Source organism: Streptomyces sp. NPDC029159 (assembly GCF_055564055.1).
Genome location: NZ_JBVHWT010000016.1, coordinates 24,238 through 43,015 on the forward strand (window position 1 = coordinate 24,238; position 18,778 = coordinate 43,015).

An 18,778-nucleotide genomic window follows, 5' to 3' on the forward strand; every position below is an offset into this window, starting at 1 on the left:
CCAACCTCACAGGACGTACCAAGCCAGGAAAAGCCGCAAAAGAGTGATTTGTCGTTGAATCCGTTCATATGGGCGCATGGAAAATCGGCCTGATGTCCGGATACGGCCTGCGGATGTCGGCCCGGCCGCCGTCCGGGCGGAACCGCGTGCGGTACCCACCCGCCGCTGGGGACCGCTCGCCCGACCTGCACAATCGATCCGTGTCGAAGAAGCCGAAGAGCGCGCCCCGCCGCCCCGTCGCCCGCCCCGTCCTCACCGCCGCCGACCCCTGCCCCTGCGGCCGGGACGCGGTCTACGGCGACTGCTGTGCGCCGTTCCACCGGGGCGACGCCGCCGCCCCGACCGCCGAGCGGCTGATGCGCTCGCGCTACGCCGCCTTCGCCGCCGGGGACCCCGCCTATCTGCTGCGCACCTGGCACTCCTCGACCCGCCCGGCCACCCTCGACCTCGACGCCGAGCGGCGGTGGACCGGCCTGGACATCCTCGCCACCACCGGCGGCAGCGCCTTCCACACCGAGGGCACGGTGGAGTTCCGCGCCCACTCCACCTGGCGCGGCGCCGCCGACAGTCAGCACGAGAACAGCCGCTTCGTCCGCGAGGACGGCGCCTGGGTGTACGTGGACGCGCTCGACGGGCCGTGAATCACCGGGCCCCCGCCCCGGCCGTCCGCGCGCCTCAGCGGCCGCGCAGCTGCTCGATCTCGCGGCGGTCGCGCTTGGTGGGGCGGCCCGCGCCCCGGTCACGGACCGCGACGACCGGTACCTGGGCGCGCGGCGGCTCGGGCGGGGTGTTGTCGACGTAGCACTCCGCGGCGACGGGCGCACCCACCCGCTTGCGCACCAGCCGCGAGACCACCACGATCCGCTCCCGCCCGGCGTGCCGCAGCCGCACCTCGTCGCCGGTGCGCACCGTGTACGCGGGCTTCACCCGCTCGCCGTTGACCCGGACATGGCCCGCCCGGCAGGCGGACGCCGCCAGCGACCGGGTCTTGGTGAGCCGGACCGACCAGATCCAGCTGTCGATGCGGGTGTTCCCCTCGTCTGAAGCCATGTTCCGACTCTAGAACGTTGAGGTGACAGCGGGCGCCGTGGCCGGGGCGCGGAGCCGCTGCCCGGCGGCCGTTCCGTACCCGATGACCAGGGCGGACGCCCGCCCGCTCACGCGGACGTGCGCTTGGACGTCCCCTTGGCCGCCGATTTCGTGCCGTCCGACTTGGCGGTTCCGGCGGTCTTCTTCGATGCGGACTCCTTCGTCGAGCGTTTCGCGGTCGTCTTCTTCGCGGCGCTCTTCTTCGTGCCCGTGCCCGAACTGCCGGATCCGGTGGCCGACTTCGTCCGGCTGCCCGACGTCTTCGCCGCCGTCCGCTTCCGTCCCGACGTCCCCGAGGAGTCCGCAGCCGTCTTCCGGCCCGGGGACGCCGACTTCTTCGTGCCCGTCCCGCTCTTGGCGCTCTTGCGGCCGCGGATCGGTGTGACGGTCGCGTCCGCCTCCTCCCCGGATTCCTCGTCCGCCCCGGTCTCCTCGCCGCGGCCCTTCCGCGCCTCCCGGACGCTGCTCTCCAGTGCGGCCATCAGGTCGATCACCTGGCCACCGGAGGCGCCCGCGGTCTCCGGGGCGGCCGGTTCGCCGCCCTCCAGCTTCGCGGCGACCAGGTTCTCCACCGCCTCGCGGTAGTCGTCGTGCAGCTCGTCCGGGTCCAGCTCCCCCAGGGAGTCCATCAGCGTCTCGGCCAGCGTCAGTTCGCTGTCGCGGATCTCGACGTCGTCCGGCGCCACCCCGGCCGTCGAACGGATCTGGTCCGGCCACAGCAGGGCGTGCATCACGATCGCCCCGTCGTGCGCCCGCAGCATCGCCAGCGTCTCCCGGCCGTGCATCGCGACCTTCCCGACGGCGACCTTGCCGTGGTGCTCCAGCGCCTCCCGCAGCAGGGTGTACGGCTTGGTGGCGGTGGGGCCGTTGGGGCCCAGGTAGTACGCCCGGTCCATCTGGAGCGGGTCGATCTCACCGGCGTCCAGGAACGCCAGGATGGTCAGCGTCTTCGTGGTGGGCAGCGGCAGATGGGACAGGTCCTCGTCGGTGACCTGCACGATCGTGTCGTCGGTGGCCCGGTAGCCCCGGCCGATCTCCTCGTTGGGGACCTCCTCGCCGTCCAGCTCGCAGACCTTGCGGTACTGGATGCGTCCGCCGTCCTTCTCATGGATGCGGACGAAGGAGACGGAGGTGCTGCGGTCCGTCGCGCTGTAGGTCTTCACGGGGATGCTGACCAGGCCGAAGGAAATAGCGCCGTTCCATACAGATCGCATCATTCATCCCTTGTGTGGGATTCTCATCGTATGTCGCCGATAACCGTCGTGGAGGGGCGGCGTCTCTCGCTCACCCGACTCGACAAGGTCCTCTATCCGGAGACCGGCACCACCAAGGGCGAGGTGCTGCACTACGTCACCACCACGGCGAGCGCCCTGCTCGCCCACCTCCACGACCGGCCGGTCTCCTTTCTGCGCTACCCCGACGGGCCCGACGGCGAGCGCTTCTTCACCAAGAACGTGCCGCCCGGTACGCCCGCCTGGGTGAAGACCTGCGAGGTCCCGTCCCGCTCCGCGGCCTCCCGCCGGCAGGTGCTGCTCCAGGACCTCGCCTCCCTGGTGTGGGCCGCCAACCTCGTCGTCGAACTGCACGCACCCCAGTGGACCCGCGAGGCTCCGGGTACCGCCGACCGCCTCGTCCTCGACCTCGACCCCGGAGCCCCCGCCACCCTCGTCGAATGCTGCGCCGTCGCCCTCTGGCTGCGTGAGCGGCTGGCCGCCGACGGGCTGTACGCCTGCGTCAAGACCAGCGGCTCCAAGGGGCTCCACCTGCTCGCCCCCATCGAACCCGCCCCCTCCGACGACGCCACCGCCTACGCCCGCGCCCTCGCCGTCGAGGCCGCCGCCGCGTTCCCGGACCTGGTCACCGCGAAGATGCGCAAGGAGCTGCGCCCCGGCAAGGTCTTCATCGACTACTCGCAGAACGCCGCCGCCAAGACCACCGCCTGCGCCTACACCCTGCGGGCCCGCGCCAGGCCCACCGTCTCCACACCCGTCACCTGGGACGAGGTCGCCGCCTGCACCGACCCGGCCCAACTCACCTTCCTCTTCGGCGAGATCGCCGGGCGCCGCACCCGCCACGGCGACGTCTTCGCCCCGCTGCTCAACCCCAACCGCGCGCGTCCGCTGCCCCGTACGGTCTGACCGGCCCATGCTCAGCCCAGCCGCGTCAGATCCGGCCGCAGCCGCTGCCACACCGGATGCCGCAGCCGCCCGGCCTCCGTCCACGACGACGCCGTCACCTCGGCGATCAGCCGCGGCTCCACCCAGCGGGCCCCCGCCGCCTCGACCGGCCCGGCGAACGGTGACTCCGCACGGGCCAGCACCTCCAGATATCCGGCCAGCTCCCGCCGCTCCCGCAGCGACATCCCCGACCCGACCGACCCCGCGAACCGCAGCCCCTCGGGCGCATCGGTGCCGACCAGCACCGCCCCCGGCAGTCCCCGCAGCCCGCCGAGCCCCGGCGTCCAGCCGCCGATGACCACATCCAGCGTCTCCACCCGCTTCGTCTTCCGCCAGTGCGCCGACCGCGCCCCCGGCGTGTACCGGGAATCCAGCCGCTTGGCGACCACGCCCTCAAGGCCCGCCCGCACCACCGCGTCCCACGCCTCGGCGGAGTGCCCGGGCAGCGCCGCCGGCACCGACCAGGCCGGTGCGGACAGCTCCAGACCGGTCAGCACCCGGCGCCGCTCCCGGTACGGCTGTGCCAGCAGCGAGCGGCCGTCGAGGTACAGCACGTCGAAGAGGACCAGCCGTACGGGCGTCTCACGCGCCAGCCGGGCCGCCCGCCGCGCATCGGCCACGCCCATCCGGTGCTGCAACCGCCCGAAGTCCGGCCGCCCCGCCGCGTCCGGGGCCACCACCTCACCGTCGAGGACGAGCGTGTGCCCCCGCGCACCGTCCGCCGGGACCAGCAGTTCGGGGTAGGCCGCCGTCAGATCGTTCCCGGCCCGCGACACCGGCCGTACGGACCCGTCGCTCGTCACGGCCAGGATGCACCGCACACCGTCCCATTTGACCTCGAACGCCCAGCCGTCGTCCGGTACGGGCAGCGGCCCCGGCACCGCCAGCATCGGCGCGATCACCGGCGGCGCACCACCGGGGGAGCGGCCGGGGCCCGTGGAATCCGCCATACCTCGATGGTCGGCCGCCCGGACCGGACCCGCAGGGCGTACCGGCCGTGCCCGTACGGGCATGATCCGCCCGGCCGCGGCGGTGCCCCGGCAAAGGTTGACGCCCATGACCCAGGAGAAACCCGACGACACCCTGCCGCTGCGGATACCGCCCACCGGCGAGGCCCCGGCCGGCCCGCCGCCCGCCGCAGGCCCCCGACACGCCGCGGCGAAACCCACCGGAGCGCTGCGCTCCTCGGCGCTGATGGCCGCGGGCACCGCCGTCTCCCGGGCCACCGGCATGGTCCGCCAGACCCTCCAGGCCGCCGCCCTCGGCACCGGCCTGCTCGCCACCACGTACACCACCGCCGATGTCGTCCCGATGAGCGTCTACACCCTCCTCATCGGCGGCGCCCTCAACTCCGTCCTCGTCCCGCAGCTGGTACGCGCCCGGGCCGAGCATCCGGACGGCGGCCACGCCCACGAACAGCGGCTGGTCACGCTGGTGCTGAGCGTGCTGGCGGTCGGTACGGTGCTCGCGGTGTGGGCGGCGCCGCAGATCGTCGCGGTCTACGCGTCCGACGGCCCCGGGAACCACGCCGCCTTCGACCTCACCGTCGTCTTCGCCCGCTTCCTGCTGCCGCAGATCTTCTTCCACGGCCTGTACTTCATCCTCGGGCAGCTCCTCAACGCCCGGCAGAAGTTCGGCGCGATGATGTGGACGCCGGTCCTCAACAACCTCGTCCTCATCGCCGTATTCGGCCTCTACGTCGCCCTGCTGACCGGTCCCCGCGAGGTCGCCGACATCACCGCGGGTCAGGTCCGGCTGCTCGGCATCGGCACCACCGCGGGCATCGTCGTCCAGGCCGTGGCGCTCATCCCGTTCGTCCGGGCGTCCGGCTTCCGCTTCCGCCCGCGCTTCGACTGGCGCGGCGCCGGCCTCCGCAAGAGCCTGACCGCCGCCCGCTGGACCCTGCTCCTGGTGCTCGCCAATCTCGCCGTGATGACCGTCGTCACCCACCTCGCGGGCGCCGCCGACCGCGAACTGCCCACCGCCGGGGTCGGGTTCACCGCGTACTCCTACGCCCAGACGATCTGGATGCTGCCGCAGTCCCTCGTCACCGTCTCGCTCGTCACCGCCCTGCTGCCGCGGATGAGCCGCGCGGTGGCCGAACACCGCCTGGACGATCTGCGCGGCGACCTCTCCCGCGCGCTGCGCGCCAGCGGCGTCGTCATCGTCCCGGCCGGCTTCTTCTTCCTCGCCTTCGGTCCGCAGACCGCCCAGCTCCTCTTCGCCCACGGCGCGGTCGACGCCGCCTCCGCCGCCCCGGCCGGGCACATGCTCCAGGCGCTGGGCCTCGGCCTGATCCCGTTCTCCGCGCAGTACCTGCTGGTCCGCGGCTTCTACGCCTTCGAGGACACCCGTACGCCGTTCTGGACCGCCGCCCAGATCGCCGCCGTCAACATCGCCCTCGCCGTCGCCTGCCATCTGCTGCTGCCGCCGCGCTGGGCGGTGACCGGCATGGCCGCCGCGTACGCCGTCGCCTACGCCGCCGGGCTGCTGCTCACCGCCGTCCGGCTGCGCCGCCGCCTCCACGGCAGGCTCGACGGGCGGCGCCTGTGCCGCACCTACGGGAAACTGGCCGCCGCCGCTGCGGCAGCCGCGCTCCTCGGCCACCTCGCCGCCACCGGCATCGTCCGCAGCGGGGCGCCCGCCCTCACCCTGCTGGCCGGCGGCCTCACCATGGCGGCGGCCTTCTGGGCGCTGGCCCGGCTGCTGCGCGTCGGCGAACTGCGCGGGCTGCCGGGGCTGCGGCGCGCCTGACCGGCCGTCGGGCGGCCGCCTCCCGGACGGCACACGGTCCGGGAGGCGGCCGCCGGTGGCGCGGAAACGGCGGTGCGGCCGTCCGACAATCGGGGCCGTCCGGCAGGAAAGGACCGCCCTTCACGGTCTGCGCACACAACTCCCCCCTGGTGTTCACACTGTGGGATTTGTTGCGGTGGAAGGCTGCCCACCGGCCGTACACCCAACGGCCGGTATCGGCCGCACCCCCACAACTCGCGGCCCGGTACCACCATTCGGGGAGAGGACACCTTCGTGGACATCACCCGTGCGACCCGTAGAGGTCGCCGCCGTACCGCGCTCGCCGTGGCCGCCGTGGCCGCGTCCGCCGCACTGGCCACCCAGCTCCCGGCCACCGCGACAGCCACCCCCGTCGCCCCCCACCCGGCCGCCGCCCATGTGTCCGGCGGACCGGCGGTACCCGGGGCGACACACACCGCCTACGACGACACCTACTACAAGGACGCGATCGGCAAGACCGGGCAGGAGCTGAAGTCCAGCCTGCACCAGATCATCAAGTCCACCCAGACCGGCAAGCTCACCTACAGCCAGGTCTGGGACGCCCTCAAGGACACCGACGAGGACCCGAACAACAAGTCCAACGTCATCCTCCTCTACTCCGGCCGCTCCCAGGGCAAGGACACCAACGGCGGGAACCCGGACGACTGGAACCGCGAGCACGTCTGGGCCAAGTCCCACGGCGACTTCGGTACCTCCACCGGCCCCGGCACCGACCTGCACCACCTGCGGCCCGAGGACGTCTCCGTCAACAGCGACCGCGGCAACAAGGACTTCGACAACGGCGGCTCCCCGGTCCCCGAGGCGCCCGGCAGCTTCACCGACAACGACTCCTTCGAGCCACGCGACGCGGTCAAGGGCGACGTCGCCCGGATGATCCTCTACATGGCCGTCCGCTACGACGGCGACGACGGCTTCCCCGACCTGGAGCCCAACGACAAGGTCGACAACGGCTCGGCCCCGAACATCGGGAAGCTCTCCGTCCTCAAGGCGTGGAGCCAGGCCGACCCGCCCGACGCCTTCGAGCAGCACCGCAACCAGGTGATCTTCGACAAGTACCAGCACAACAGGAACCCGTTCATCGACCACCCCGAGTGGGTCAACGAGATCTGGTGACCTGATCCGGGCCGGGTCGACGCGCGTCGACCCGGCCCGGACCGCCACGTCGACCCGACACGCCGTGCCGGGTCGTGGTGATGAACCGTATGGAGCACTCCAGACGGCGACGCGCCCGGGGCCGTTCCTAGCGTGGCCCCATGTCGTCAGCGAAATGGCCCACCGTCAAAGCCGGGACCGCCGCGGCCGTTTGCGCCGCGACCGTCGCCGTCACCGCCCTCCCGGCCGCAGCCGCCGGCTCCCCGGGGGACGGCCCCCTGGTGGCCGGTGACGCCCCGGCCACCTCCGCCGCCGCCCGCCTCGACCGCCCTGGCGTCCAGGTGCGCACCGCACCCGACGTCGACGAACCTCCCGATGTCTCCGCCCTGTCCTGGATGGTCACCGACGCCGACGACGGCCGGGTGCTCGCCGCCAAGGACGCCCACCGCGAACTCCCGCCCGCCTCCACCCTCAAGACCCTCTTCGCCGTCACCGTGCTGCCGAAATTCGGTCAGGAGACCGTGCACACCGTCTCCGAGGACGACCTGTCGGGCATCAGTCCCGGCAGCTCCCTCGTCGGCATCAAGGAAGACCTCCGCTACACCGTCGCCGACCTGTGGCGTGGCGTCTTCCTCAGCTCCGGCAGCGACGCGGTGCGCACCCTGGCCGCGATGAACGGCGGCTGGGAGGCGACCTTGGACGACATGCGGGCGATGGCCGACCGCCTCGGCGCCCGGGACACCGATGTCGAGTCGGCGGACGGCTACGACACGCCCGGCCAGCACTCCTCCGCCTACGACCTCACGCTCTTCGCCAAGACCGGGCTCACCAACAAGGACTTCGCCCGCTTCGCGAGCACCAAGGAGGCGGAGTTCCCCGAGTCGGGCGGCCCGGACTCGTTCGGCATCCAGAACACCAACCGGCTGCTGGTCGGCTCGCACGGGGTGGAGCCCTACCCCGGCCTCATCGGCGTCAAGAACGGCTACACCTCGCAGGCGGGCAACACACTCGTCGCCGCCGCCCGCCACGACGGCCGGACCCTGCTCGTCACCGTCATGAACCCGCAGTCCGGCAAGAACAACGCGGTCTACGAGGAGGCCCGCTCGCTCCTGGACTGGGGCTTCGACGCCGCACCCGACATCGAGCCGGTCGCGATCCTGCCGGACCGCGTGGGGCCGCTGCCCTCGGCCCCCTCGGAACCGGACACCGACGCACCGGCCTCCCACCAGCCCGCCGCCGACCGCGGGGACCGACGCCGCGCCACCGACCGGGCGGCCGTACTGCGCGCCGCCGCGCTGGGCCGCGACGCCGGTACGCCGGACGGCTCCGGACCGGGCGTGTGGTGGTTCATCGCCGCGGGAGCGGTGCTGGTCACCGGCTCCACGGTGGTCGTGCTCCGCCGCCGGCAGGGCTGATTCGCCGCCCCGGCCGGGCCCCGTACGGACGTACGACCGGTCGGGGATTCGGTGGACCGAGGGCGCGTTCCGGCAGGGGACCCGTGACGCGACTGCCACGGTGGTGATGACTGCCGGGCAGCACTCGGTGTAGCGTCCCGATCAGCTGTCGTGGTTCCGAAGTGCCGGACGCCCGTGTCGCCTTCACGGGCGTTCTTTCTGTGCGATACCTCTCCGGACCAGGGCGATCACCTCCGGCTGCCGCACCGCGCGGAAGCCGATACGAGCCCCTTGAACGAAGGAGACGGATATGGCCAGCGGAACCGTGAAGTGGTTCAACTCGGAGAAGGGCTTCGGCTTCATCGCGCAGGACGGCGGCGGCGCCGACGTCTTCGCGCACTACTCGAACATCGACGCCCAGGGCTTCCGGGAGCTCCAGGAGGGCCAGAAGGTGACGTTCGAGATCACCCAGGGCCAGAAGGGCCCCCAGGCGGAGAAGATCCGCGTCGCCGTCTGATCACGGCCCACCACGGCGCCCGCCCCGCACGTCCGGGGCGGGCGCCGTCGTGTGTCCGGCTCATGGCTCCCGGTCGTTGAGGATCTTCTGGAGCCACGGCATCGCCCGGCCCGCCGAACATCGCGCGCCAAGGCGGCGGACAGCGTCGTCATCGGCTCGGAAGAGGCAGCCCACCTGCACCGTTGTGGATAACCCGGATCGTTGTCGTACGGGCGTGCGAGGATGGCGGGCATGGGGATCTTCAGCAGGCGTGGCGGCGCCGAACCGCCGCCGGTCGCAGGGCCGTTCCGCTTCACCGTCGCGGATGTCTTCGTCGTACCGACGCGCGGGGTGGTCTTCACCGGGCAGGTGGTCTCCGGGGCGATACGGACCGGGCAGCGGGGCCTGCTGCCGCTGCCCGCGGGGCCGCGCGAGGTGACGGTCGAGGCCATCGAGGTCCGCCGCCGCAAGCGCGGCCATGCCGCCGAGGGCGAGGAGGCGGCCCTGTATCTGGCCGGAGTCACCGCCGCCGACCTCCCGCGCGCGCTCGCCGCGGGCGGCGCCGTGCTGGACCCCGGCCCGCTGCGGGGCCTGGAGATCACCGGGGCGTGACGCCCGGTCCCGGCCGGTCCCGGGCCGGCCGGTGGCCCCGTCCGGGAGCGCCGGGGCGCGCCCGCGCGGGGCCACGGAAAGGGCGGACCACGGTGGCGGGCGCGGCCCGGGGGGTCAGGACTGCGGCGGCTGGCCCTTGTCGCCCCCGCCGAACTCGTCCTTCAGGCGGTCCCGGCCCTTGTCGACCTGGCCGCTGTACTTCCCCTGGGTCCGCTCGTCGACGTAGTCGCCGGCCTTGTCGATGCCCTTGCCGGTCTGTGTCTCGTGGCCCTTGAGCATGGACTTGAGCTTGTCGAGCATGGACATGGGTCATCCTCCCTCACGACGATCCCCGTCGGCTCCAGCATCGCCCCCGCCCCGGCGCCCCGCATCCCCGCGGCCCGCGTCGCCGGTCCACGCCGCCGTCACCCGGCCGGGCCACGGATACGGCCTGGGCGGCGCAGCGGCGGCCCGTCCGGCGGGCGCGCCGCCCGGGCACCGGCCCAGAATGCACCGGTGACCGATGAACACCGCACGCCCGACGGGCCCGCGCCCCGCCGCATCAGCCGCGACGAGGAGCGTCGGCGGGCCCGGTCCGCGCTGGCCGGCCGGGCCCGGGACGCGGGGGAGCTGTCCCTGCTGCTGGACATGCTCGACCTCGACCCGGGCCACGACGGCTACCCCGAGGAGGACGAGCCCGCCGCATCCCCGGACGACGGCCACCCACCGTGACACCGCGGCGCCCGAACGCCCACCGCCCTGCCCGTACGCTCACCCCGCCGCCCGCGTCAGCCGCAGCGTGACCAGCTGGAACGGCCGCAGCGCCAGCCGCACCGCGGCGCCGTCCCGCACCGGACGCGGGCCGTCGGCCAGAGGGCGCTCCAGCAGGTCGGTGGCGACCACCCCCGACGGCGCGAACGACGGGGTGAGCGTCGCGGTGGTGCGCGCACCGTGCGCCTCGTGCAGCCGCACCACCACATCGCCGCTGCCGTCGTCCGCCAGCTTCACCGCCGTCACCACCACCGACTCCTCGGCGACCGAGACCAGCGGCGCCACCGGGCCCGCACCCGTCACCCGCCGCTCCGGCAGATTGATGCGGTGGCCCTCGCGCACCGCACCGCCGATGTCCGCGCCGGGCACCAGCGCGTACCCGAAGCGGTGCACCCCGTGGTCGGTCTCCGGGTCCGGGAAGCGCGGGGCGCGCAGCAGGGAGAGCCGCACCGTGGTCGTGGTGCCCGCCTCGCCGGGCGCCTCCCGCACGGTGCGGGTCACGTCGTGCCCGTACGTCGCATCGTTCACCAGCGCCACACCCCAGCCGGGCTCCGCGAGATGGACGAAGCGGTGCGCACACGCCTCGAACTTCGCCGCGTCCCAGCTGGTGTTGGTGTGCGTGGGCCGGTACAGATGCCCGAACTGGGTCTCCGCCGCGTACCGGTCGGTGTGCAGATCCAGCGGGAAGGCCGCCTTGAGGAACTTCTCCGTCTCGTGCCAGTCGACCTCCGCCGCCAGATCGACCCGGCCCGTGCCCCGGGCGAGCGTCACCGTCTGCACCACACGGGAGGCCCCGAACCGCCGCGTGACCTGCACTGTAGCCGCCTCGTCCGACACCGCCGCGAGCACCACCTCGTCCGCGTCGGTCAGCTCGGTGACGGTGTTCCGGTAGAACGCGTCCACATCCCACGCGTCCCACATGTTCGGGAAGTCCGGGTGCAGCTGGAGCAGATTGGCGGCGCCGCCCGGCGCCACGCACTCCCGCTCCGCCGCCAGGTCGTACACCGACACCAGCAGCCCCCGACCGTCGACCTCCGCCCGCAGCACGCCGTTGACCAGCACGAACCCGCCGCCCTCGCGCGGCTCGGCGGCCACCGGACCGCCCTCGGACACCGCCGGGGCCAGCCCGCCGGCAGCGACCTGGGAACGGGCGTGCGGCGCCGCGTTCGCCGTCAGCTCCCGCTCCCCGTCCCCGGCCAGCGCCGCCAGCGCCTCCGCGACGATCTCCTCCAGCTCCGCCGCGACCGCCGCATACGTCCGCGCCGCCTCCCGGTGCACCCAGGCGATCGACGAACCGGGCAGGATGTCGTGGAACTGGTGCAGCAGCACCGTCTTCCACAACCGGTCCAGCGCCGCGTACGGATACGGATGACCGGCCGTCACCGCCGCGGTCGCCGACCACAGTTCCGCCTCCCGCAGCAACTGCTCGCTGCGGCGGTTGCCGCGCTTGGTGCGCGCCTGGCTGGTCAGCGTCCCGCGGTGCAGCTCCAGATACAGCTCACCCACCCAGACCGGCGCCTCGGGATACTCCGCCTCCGCCGCCGCGAAGAAGTCCGCCGGCTTCTCCCACACCACCACCGGCGAACCGTCCAGATCCCGCACCCGCCGCGCCTTGGCGACCATCTCCCGGGTGGTGCCGCCCCCGCCGTCACCCCACCCGGTCGGCGCCAGCGACCGCCTCGCCGCCCCCTTCTCCTTGAAGTTCCGCGCCGCGTGCGCCAGCTGCGCCCCGGACATCTCGCAGTTGTACGTGTCGACCGGCGGGAAGTGGGTGAAGATCCGGGTGCCGTCGATGCCCTCCCAGCGGAAGGTGTGGTGCGGGAAGGAGTTCGTCCGGCTCCAGGAGATCTTCTGCGTCAGCAGCCAGCGGGCGCCCGCCGCCTTGATGATCTGCGGCAGCCCCGCGGCGAACCCGAACGTGTCCGGCAGCCACACCTCGTCGTTCTCGACGCCGAACTCCTCCAGGAAGAACCGCCGCCCGTGCACGAACTGCCGCGCCATCGCCTCCGACCCGGGCATGTTGGTGTCCGACTCCACCCACATCCCGCCCGCCGGGACGAACCGGCCCGCCGCCACCGCCTCCTTGACCTTCGCGTACACCGCGGGCCGGTGCTCCTTGAGCCAGGCGTACTGCTGCGCCTGGCTCATCGCGAACACGAACTCCGGCTCGTCCGCCAGCAGCGCCGTCATGTTCGACGCGGTACGCGCCACCTTCCGCACCGTCTCCCGCAGCGGCCACAGCCACGCCGAGTCGATGTGCGCATGCCCCACCGCGCTGATCCGGTGCGCCGACGCCCCCGCCGGCGCCGCCAGCACCTCCCGCAGCCGCTCCCGCGCGGCCGTCGCCGTACCGTTCACGTCCTGGAGGTCCACCGCGTCCAGCGCCCGGCCGACCGCCCGCAGGATCTCCCAGCGGCGCCCCGCCTCCACCGGCAGCTCGGCCATCAGCTCGCCCAGCACCTCCAAGTCCTGGATCAGCTCCCACACCGCCTGGTCGAACACGGCCAGATCCATCCGCGCCAGCCGGTACAGCGGTGCGTCGCCCGCGGTCTCCGGGTCGCCCAGCGGCGTCGGCCGGAACGGCGGATCGCCCATGATCACCGGGTTCGACGCCGCCTCCAGATGCCACTCCACGCGCTCGCCGCCGCGCACCGGGGCGCCGACCCGCACCCACTGGTTGCGCGGGCTGAGGCCCTTGACGGGCGCGCCGTCCGGCGTGTGGACCAGCGCCTCGCACTGGAAGCCCGGCTGCCGCTCGTCGAACCCGAGGTCGAGCACCGCCTCCACGGTCCGCCCCGCCCACTCCCGGGGCACCTCACCGGTCACCTTGAACCATGTCGTTCCCCAGGGCGCGCCCCAGGCGTCCCCGACGGCCACGGGGGAGTGCGGCGCCGCGATCCCCTCCGCCACCGGAACCGGCTCCCCCGGGGCGACCCAGGCGGAGACCTCCAGCGGTACGGATACGGGATGGAGCGCGGGCCGGATGCGATCGGCGAGGACCCGGGCGAGCCGGGCTTCGGTCAGGGCACGGTCGTCGTGCATGAGGTGTGCTCCGTAACGTTGAGATACCTGTGGTGAGCTGCGGTGACAGGACGGGGAGCGGGCGGCCGGTGATCAGCCGGGACGCCGGGCGGCGGCGCCGCCGAGCACCTCGTCCGGCGTCACCAGCTCCGTGATGCCGCGGGCCGCGGCAAGGCCCGCACCGCCGGTGTGCCGGTCCAGTACGAGCGCGGGCCGGACCCCGTCGGCCGCCAGCCGGGCCCACGCCTCGAAGACCGGCCCGCCCGGGGCGCACACCGACCGGTGCGGAGCCGTCTCCGGGGCGCCCACGTCGACGACGAGCGCGGTGGTGCGCGGCGCGGGGCGGGGCGGCCGGGCGGCGGCCCGCTCGGCGAGGGCGTGCGCCGCCGGTTTGGCCGTCCCGTCGGTGGTGAACAGCCCCAACCCGTACTCCAGCTCCGGGAAGTCCGCCAGCGCCCGGTCCACATCGTGCGAACACCACCACGTCACGCCCCACACGTCCGTGCAGTCCAGCGCGGCGTCGACGGTGGCCGCGGTGAAACGGGCGGTGCCGTCCGGCGGGATGTGCGGCGCCGGGGCGCCCACCTCCTGGAGCCACACCGGACGGTGCGGATCGTCGGCCCACGCCTTCGACAACTCGATCAGATACGCGGCGTGCCGCTCCGTCGCGGCACCCGTGGCGCCGTGGCGCTGCGCCGTCCCGTTGAACACCCAGGAGTGCACCGCCGTCACCGCGCCCAGCCGGGCGGCGTGCGCGGGCGTGAAGGGGTGACCGTCCTGATACCAGGCGGCGTCGTAGGCGGCGTGCAGATGCAGCCGCCCCGGCGCCCCGCGCTCACACGCGGCCAGCATCAGCTCCAGCCACGCCCCGGCCTGCGCCGCGTCGATCCGGTCCGGATCGGGGTGCGGACCGTCCGCGAACTGGTTGAACTCGTTGCCGACCGTCATCCCGAGGAACGCCGGCCGATCGGCGAGGGCGGCGGCCAGCGTCCGCAGGTACTCCTGCTGCCCGGCGAGCACCTCCGGATCGGTGAACAGGCTCCGGCGGTGCCAGGTCCGCGTCCAGGCGGGCAGGAAGTCGAAGCTCGACAGATGCCCCTGGAGGCCGTCGACGGCGACGTCCAGACCCCGCTCGGCGGCCGCGTCCGCCAGCGCCACCAGCTGCTCCACGGCGCGCGGCCGGATCAGCGTCCGGTTGGGCTGGAACAGCGGCCACAGCGGGAAGACGCGTACGTGGTCGAGGCCGAGGCCCGCGACGGCGTCCAGGTCGGCCCGCACCGCGTCCAGGTCGAAGTCGAGCCAGTGGTGGAACCACCCCTGCGACGGCGTGTAGTTGACGCCGAAACGCGGCGGGCGGCGATCGGTCTCCTGCTCGGGCATGGCGGCTCCTGCGGGTCGGACGAACCGGCGGACGCGGCCGGACGGGGCCGGACCGCGGATCCCATGACCGCACCCTGGCCCGTATCGAGGACGGAGAAACACCGCGGCGCGGCGGAGACCGGGAGCGGTGGCCGGATGGCGGTGCCGGGGCCGCCCGGTGCGGGCCGCCGCACGCCGAACGGCCGGTCCCCGGCGCCGCATCGGGCGCCGGGGACCGGCCGTCGTTCGGGGCGGCGTCAGCCGTTGGCGAGTGCCTGCAGCCGGCTGAAGGAGCCGTTGAAGCGGTTGCGGTCACCGACCGTCTGCCCGCTGGAGGTGTACTGCCAGATGGTGTGGAAGCTCCAGCCCGCCGGCAGCTCACCCACGGACGAGCCGTAACGGGGAACCCACAGCGGGTTGGTCTTCCCGAACTTCTTGGAGTTGCCGGTGCACTGCTTCCACCAGTTGGTGGAGGTGTAGAGGACGGCGTCCCGCTTGGTCTCGGCGCGGTACGTCTTCAGGAAGTCCGCGATCCAGTCGATCATCGCGGACTCCGACTTGCCGTAGCAGGTCGACCCGTAGGGGTTGTACTCCATGTCCAGCGCCCCGGGCAGCGTCTTGCCGTCCTTCGACCAGGCGCCGCCCTCCTTCGCGAAGTACTTCGCCTGCGAAGCGCCGCTGGAGTGGTCGGGCAGCGCGAAGTGGTACGCGCCGTGGATGATCCCCGCGTCGTACGACCCCTTGTACTGCTGGGTGAAGTACGGGTTCTTGTAGGTCGTTCCCTCGGTCGCCTTCACGTAGGCGAAACGCACCCCGCTCTGCTCCAGGGCGGACCAGCCGACGTTGCCGTTGTGGCTGGAGACGTCGACGCCGTTGACCGACGAGGCCGCGCCGGACTCCGTCGTCTCCGGGTCGTCCGTGTCCTTGCCGCCGGCCCGTTCGCCCCCCTCGTGGGCGGCGATGGTGGAGCCCATCCAGTCCTGCTCGGGGTGGGCGGGCTCCCGGCCGTTCCCGGTGGCGGCCACCGCGGCGGTGGGCAGCGCGAGCGGCAGGGCGAGCGCGGTGAGGACGATAAGGGTTCCGGCCGTGACGGGGATCGCACGGCGGGCGGGACCGGAACTGCGCAAGGGCATCGAGTGCCTCCGAAAGCCATCGGTGAGGTCGTGATCGGCGGATGCGAAACATGGAACATATCTGCCGATAAAAAGACGTATACGCTAATCCGTACACGTCGAAGACCCGATGGCCTGTCAGTCCGCCGTTCAGCCGGTCGTTCTCACCCGGTCGGACGCATCTGACGGCGTGTCGCCACAGTTCAGGCACCGTGGTGTGCAAACGCCGCAGCGGGCCCCGATGAACGGGGCCCGCTGCGGGCTGCGGACGAGGCGCACGCGCCAGTCGCCCCGGTCCGCGGTCTCGGTGGCGCACATCCGGCGTGGTGCCGGAGTGTGCGCCCGTCAGCGCGGTGTCACTCCGTGTCAGTAGGCGGAGTTGACGTTGTCGATCGAGCCGTAGCGGTGGGCGGCGTAGTTGGCCGCGGCGGTGATGTTGGCGACCGGGTCGGTCAGCTCATGGGCGGTGCCCTTGACGTGGTACGTGTCGAAGGTGGGCTGGATCACCTGGAGCAGACCCTTGGACGGAATGCCGTTGACGGCGTTGATGTCCCAGTCGTTGACGGCGTTGGGGTTGCCGGAGGACTCACGCATGATGTTGCGGTGCAGACCCTCGTAGGAGCCGGGTATGCCCTTGTTCTTCATGATGTCGAGGGACTGGCGGATCCAGCCGTCGAGGTTGTTCGCGTACGACTTCGGCGCGGCCTTGGGGGCGGCCTTCGGGGCGAGGGAGGCGCGTTCCATGGAGCGGTTCGCGGCGTCCTGGGCGGCCCGGTCCTGCTTCGCCACCGCGGTGACCTTCAGACCGTCGGCCACCGAAGCGGAGACGTCCGCGGTCTTGGCCTCGCCGGTCGTCGCCTCGCCGGTCACCATCTTCGGCAGACCGTTGGCGCTCACGGGCTTGACCGTGGTCGGGGCGTGCGCGGCGGCGGGCTGGGCGTCGCTCGGGGCCGCGGTGGCGGTCAGGGCGCCGGTGGCGCCCGCGGCGGCCAGCACGGCGACGGCGACCTTGTGGGTGCGGGTGATGCGGGCGTTGCGGAGCAGGGTGAAACGGGACATGCGGTGGTGACCTCTTCCGAGTGCGGGATGCGGGGGAGCGGCCTGTGGCGGCGCGTGGAACCGAGGGTCAGGCCGTGCTCGCTCACCTGGCGGGAGGAGTCCGTCGGCACGTTCTCGGCGCTTACGGGATTCATGGTTAGCGCTGTCCCGTAGCGGTGGCAATGATGTGACGTACTACCCCTCGTAGTGAGATAGGTCGATATGTCCGATGTTGCGGGCTTTTTATCCCGTGTCGACGGGGTTGTGGCGGCACTACCGGCCCTCGTAGGTGACGTGCGTCCTGTGCCCGGCATCACCTGGCACCCCCTCGTGAGGGGCCTGGTGTGTTGCCCGGGTCACGCCCGGAACGGGCCCGGATCCGGGCGGGATGCGGGCCCGGTTGTCCCGCGTCGGGGCCGTGCGGGGCGCCCGTTGCGGCACAGTCCATGGGCCGTTCGCCGCAGCGTCCGGGCTGTCGCGGCGGCCGGGGTGCGCGGCTCGCGGAGGCTGAGACCTGTTCCGGCCCTCGCACCGTAAGGAAGCGCCTATGTTCCGTCGTCTGACCGTCCTGGTCGCCGCTCTCTGCGCCGCGGGCGCCCTGGCCGCCGGTCCGGCCGTCGCGGCACCCGCCGACGACCACGACCTCACCCCGAAGGAGAAAGCCGGCCTGGAGGTCGTCGGCCAGATCGTCGGGGCCCTCTTCGGTCTCCAGCCGCTGGGCGGCGGCGCCGACCGGTAGGGGTCCGCGCACGACGACGAGGGCCCTGCCCGCGGGAAGCGGACAGGGCCCTCGTCTGTGGTCACGGCCGACCGGTGGCCGGTCGCCCGATGAGGCCGCCGTCAGGGGTGACGGCCGTCATCTCCTGCCTCAGTAGGCGGAGTCGACGTTGTCGATCGAGCCGTAGCGGTCGGCGGCGTAGTTGGCCGCGGCCGTGATGTTGGCGACCGGGTCGGTGAGCTTATCGGCGGTGCCCTTGACGTGGTACGAGTCGAAGGTGGGCTGGATCACCTGGAGCAGACCCTTGGACGGAATGCCGTTGACGGCGTTGACGTCCCAGCCGTTGACGGCGTCGGGGTTGCCGGAGGACTCGCGCATGATGTTGCGGTGCAGACCCTCGTAGGAGCCGGGTATGCCCTTGTCCTTCATGATGTCGAGCGACTGACGGATCCAGCCGTCCAGGTTGTTCCCGTACGACTTCGAGGTCTCGCTCTCGGCGGAGCGGGTGGCGGCCTGCTTGGCGGCGTCGCCCTGCTTCGCGACCGCGGTGACCTTCAGCTGCCCCGCGGCGGACGCCGTGGCCGAGGTGGTCTCGGCGCTCTTGGCGGCGCCGGTCTGGGGCAGACCGTTGGCGCTCACGGGCTTGACCGCGGCCGGGGCGTGCGCGGCGGTGGCGGACGCGGCCTGGCTCGGGGTGGCCGTCATGGTCAGCGCGGTGGTGGCGCCGGCGGCGGCCAGCACGACGGTGGCGACCTTCTGGGTGCGGGTGATGCGGGCGTTGCGGATCAGGGTGAAACGGGACATGCGGGGGTGACCTCTTCTCAGGGGCTGGTGCGGGATGCGGCCTTCGGCGGCGCGTGGAACCGAGGGTCTGGCCGCGCTCACTCACCAGGGCGAGGAGTTCACCGGCACGTTCTCGGCGCTTGCTGGATCCATGGTTAGCGCGGCCCTGAATCGGTGGCAATGGTGTGACGTACTACCGTTGATAGTGAGTTGCGGTGAAATGTCCGGAATGAACCGAGTTTTCCCGGGTTATCACGGGGTCCGCCGCGACTAGACGCCCTCGTACGTGACGTACGCCCTGTGCCTGCCCTCACTCCGCGGCGGCCGAAAACAGGGGTGCGAAG

General features: G+C 72.7%; 18 protein-coding genes. 9 read left to right on the forward strand and 9 right to left on the reverse strand.

Going from position 1 to position 18,778, the window contains the following annotated elements; genetic code table 11:
* The first annotated feature begins 200 nt into the window (after nt 1–200).
* Nucleotides 201–641, forward strand: a complete 441-nt coding sequence (locus ACZ4U4_RS25995) for a YchJ family protein (RefSeq protein ID WP_467878832.1) — start codon at nt 201–203, stop codon at nt 639–641.
* 34 nt (nt 642–675) lie between these two features.
* Here ACZ4U4_RS25995 and ACZ4U4_RS26000 read toward each other — a convergent pair whose 3' ends face one another.
* Both ACZ4U4_RS26000 and ku read right to left on the reverse strand, forming a co-directional pair.
* Nucleotides 676–1,050, reverse strand: coding sequence for an RNA-binding S4 domain-containing protein (locus ACZ4U4_RS26000; protein WP_467878835.1), 375 nt, complete (start codon nt 1,048–1,050; stop codon nt 676–678).
* A gap of 107 nt (nt 1,051–1,157) precedes the next feature.
* Complete coding sequence (gene ku, locus ACZ4U4_RS26005) at nt 1,158–2,303, reverse strand: non-homologous end joining protein Ku (RefSeq protein WP_467879192.1); 1,146 nt, start codon at nt 2,301–2,303, stop codon at nt 1,158–1,160.
* 30 nt (nt 2,304–2,333) lie between these two features.
* Here ku and ligD (ACZ4U4_RS26010) point away from each other — a divergent pair, with 30 nt between their 5' ends.
* Nucleotides 2,334–3,227, forward strand: a complete 894-nt coding sequence (gene ligD / locus ACZ4U4_RS26010) for a non-homologous end-joining DNA ligase (protein ID WP_467878838.1) — start codon at nt 2,334–2,336, stop codon at nt 3,225–3,227.
* A gap of 11 nt (nt 3,228–3,238) precedes the next feature.
* Here ligD (ACZ4U4_RS26010) and ligD (ACZ4U4_RS26015) read toward each other — a convergent pair whose 3' ends face one another.
* Nucleotides 3,239–4,216: a non-homologous end-joining DNA ligase gene (gene ligD, locus ACZ4U4_RS26015; protein ID WP_467878840.1), complete on the reverse strand. Its 978-nt coding sequence runs from the start codon at nt 4,214–4,216 to the stop codon at nt 3,239–3,241.
* Between the two features lie 244 nt (nt 4,217–4,460).
* Here ligD (ACZ4U4_RS26015) and murJ point away from each other — a divergent pair, with 244 nt between their 5' ends.
* The 5 genes from murJ to ACZ4U4_RS26040 all read left to right on the forward strand — a co-directional run bounded on the left by murJ (nt 4,461) and on the right by ACZ4U4_RS26040 (nt 9,653).
* A complete protein-coding gene (gene murJ, locus ACZ4U4_RS26020; protein ID WP_467879194.1) occupies nt 4,461–6,020 on the forward strand; it encodes a murein biosynthesis integral membrane protein MurJ in 1,560 nt (519 codons plus the stop codon).
* Nucleotides 6,021–6,293: 273 nt separating this feature from the next.
* Complete coding sequence (locus tag ACZ4U4_RS26025) at nt 6,294–7,172, forward strand: endonuclease I family protein (RefSeq protein WP_467878842.1); 879 nt, start codon at nt 6,294–6,296, stop codon at nt 7,170–7,172.
* A gap of 140 nt (nt 7,173–7,312) precedes the next feature.
* Nucleotides 7,313–8,566 carry a D-alanyl-D-alanine carboxypeptidase family protein gene (locus tag ACZ4U4_RS26030; RefSeq protein ID WP_467878845.1) on the forward strand — a complete coding sequence of 418 codons (1,254 nt, stop codon included), beginning with the start codon at nt 7,313–7,315 and terminating at the stop codon, nt 8,564–8,566.
* Between the two features lie 289 nt (nt 8,567–8,855).
* Nucleotides 8,856–9,062 (forward strand): cold-shock protein, encoded by a 207-nt coding sequence (locus ACZ4U4_RS26035; protein ID WP_467878848.1) that lies wholly within the window; start codon nt 8,856–8,858, stop codon nt 9,060–9,062.
* A 231-nt stretch (nt 9,063–9,293) separates the two neighbouring features.
* Nucleotides 9,294–9,653: a hypothetical protein gene (locus ACZ4U4_RS26040; RefSeq protein WP_467878851.1), complete on the forward strand. Its 360-nt coding sequence runs from the start codon at nt 9,294–9,296 to the stop codon at nt 9,651–9,653.
* Between the two features lie 114 nt (nt 9,654–9,767).
* Here ACZ4U4_RS26040 and ACZ4U4_RS26045 read toward each other — a convergent pair whose 3' ends face one another.
* A complete protein-coding gene (locus ACZ4U4_RS26045; protein WP_467878855.1) occupies nt 9,768–9,959 on the reverse strand; it encodes an antitoxin in 192 nt (63 codons plus the stop codon).
* A gap of 189 nt (nt 9,960–10,148) precedes the next feature.
* On the opposite strand from ACZ4U4_RS26045, the gene ACZ4U4_RS26050 reads away from it, so the two are divergent.
* Entirely contained in the window at nt 10,149–10,364 is a 216-nt protein-coding gene (locus ACZ4U4_RS26050) for a hypothetical protein (protein ID WP_467878858.1), read from the forward strand.
* A 39-nt stretch (nt 10,365–10,403) separates the two neighbouring features.
* Here ACZ4U4_RS26050 and ACZ4U4_RS26055 read toward each other — a convergent pair whose 3' ends face one another.
* From ACZ4U4_RS26055 to ACZ4U4_RS26070, 4 genes are all read right to left on the reverse strand, one after another.
* Nucleotides 10,404–13,445, reverse strand: a complete 3,042-nt coding sequence (locus ACZ4U4_RS26055) for an alpha-mannosidase (RefSeq protein ID WP_467878861.1) — start codon at nt 13,443–13,445, stop codon at nt 10,404–10,406.
* 72 nt (nt 13,446–13,517) lie between these two features.
* The gene (locus ACZ4U4_RS26060) at nt 13,518–14,804 is read right to left on the reverse strand and encodes a glycoside hydrolase 5 family protein (protein ID WP_467878863.1); all 1,287 of its coding nucleotides are present in this window, start codon (nt 14,802–14,804) and stop codon (nt 13,518–13,520) included.
* A gap of 236 nt (nt 14,805–15,040) precedes the next feature.
* Nucleotides 15,041–15,916, reverse strand: a complete 876-nt coding sequence (locus ACZ4U4_RS26065; protein WP_467878866.1) for a lysozyme — start codon at nt 15,914–15,916, stop codon at nt 15,041–15,043.
* A 345-nt stretch (nt 15,917–16,261) separates the two neighbouring features.
* Nucleotides 16,262–16,954, reverse strand: a complete 693-nt coding sequence (locus ACZ4U4_RS26070; RefSeq protein WP_467878868.1) for a transglycosylase SLT domain-containing protein — start codon at nt 16,952–16,954, stop codon at nt 16,262–16,264.
* A gap of 526 nt (nt 16,955–17,480) precedes the next feature.
* On the opposite strand from ACZ4U4_RS26070, the gene ACZ4U4_RS26075 reads away from it, so the two are divergent.
* Nucleotides 17,481–17,672, forward strand: coding sequence for a hypothetical protein (locus tag ACZ4U4_RS26075; protein WP_467878871.1), 192 nt, complete (start codon nt 17,481–17,483; stop codon nt 17,670–17,672).
* 129 nt (nt 17,673–17,801) lie between these two features.
* On the opposite strand, the gene ACZ4U4_RS26080 is transcribed toward ACZ4U4_RS26075, so the two are convergent.
* A complete protein-coding gene (locus ACZ4U4_RS26080; protein WP_467878874.1) occupies nt 17,802–18,455 on the reverse strand; it encodes a transglycosylase SLT domain-containing protein in 654 nt (217 codons plus the stop codon).
* Between the last annotated feature and the right edge of the window lie 323 nt (nt 18,456–18,778).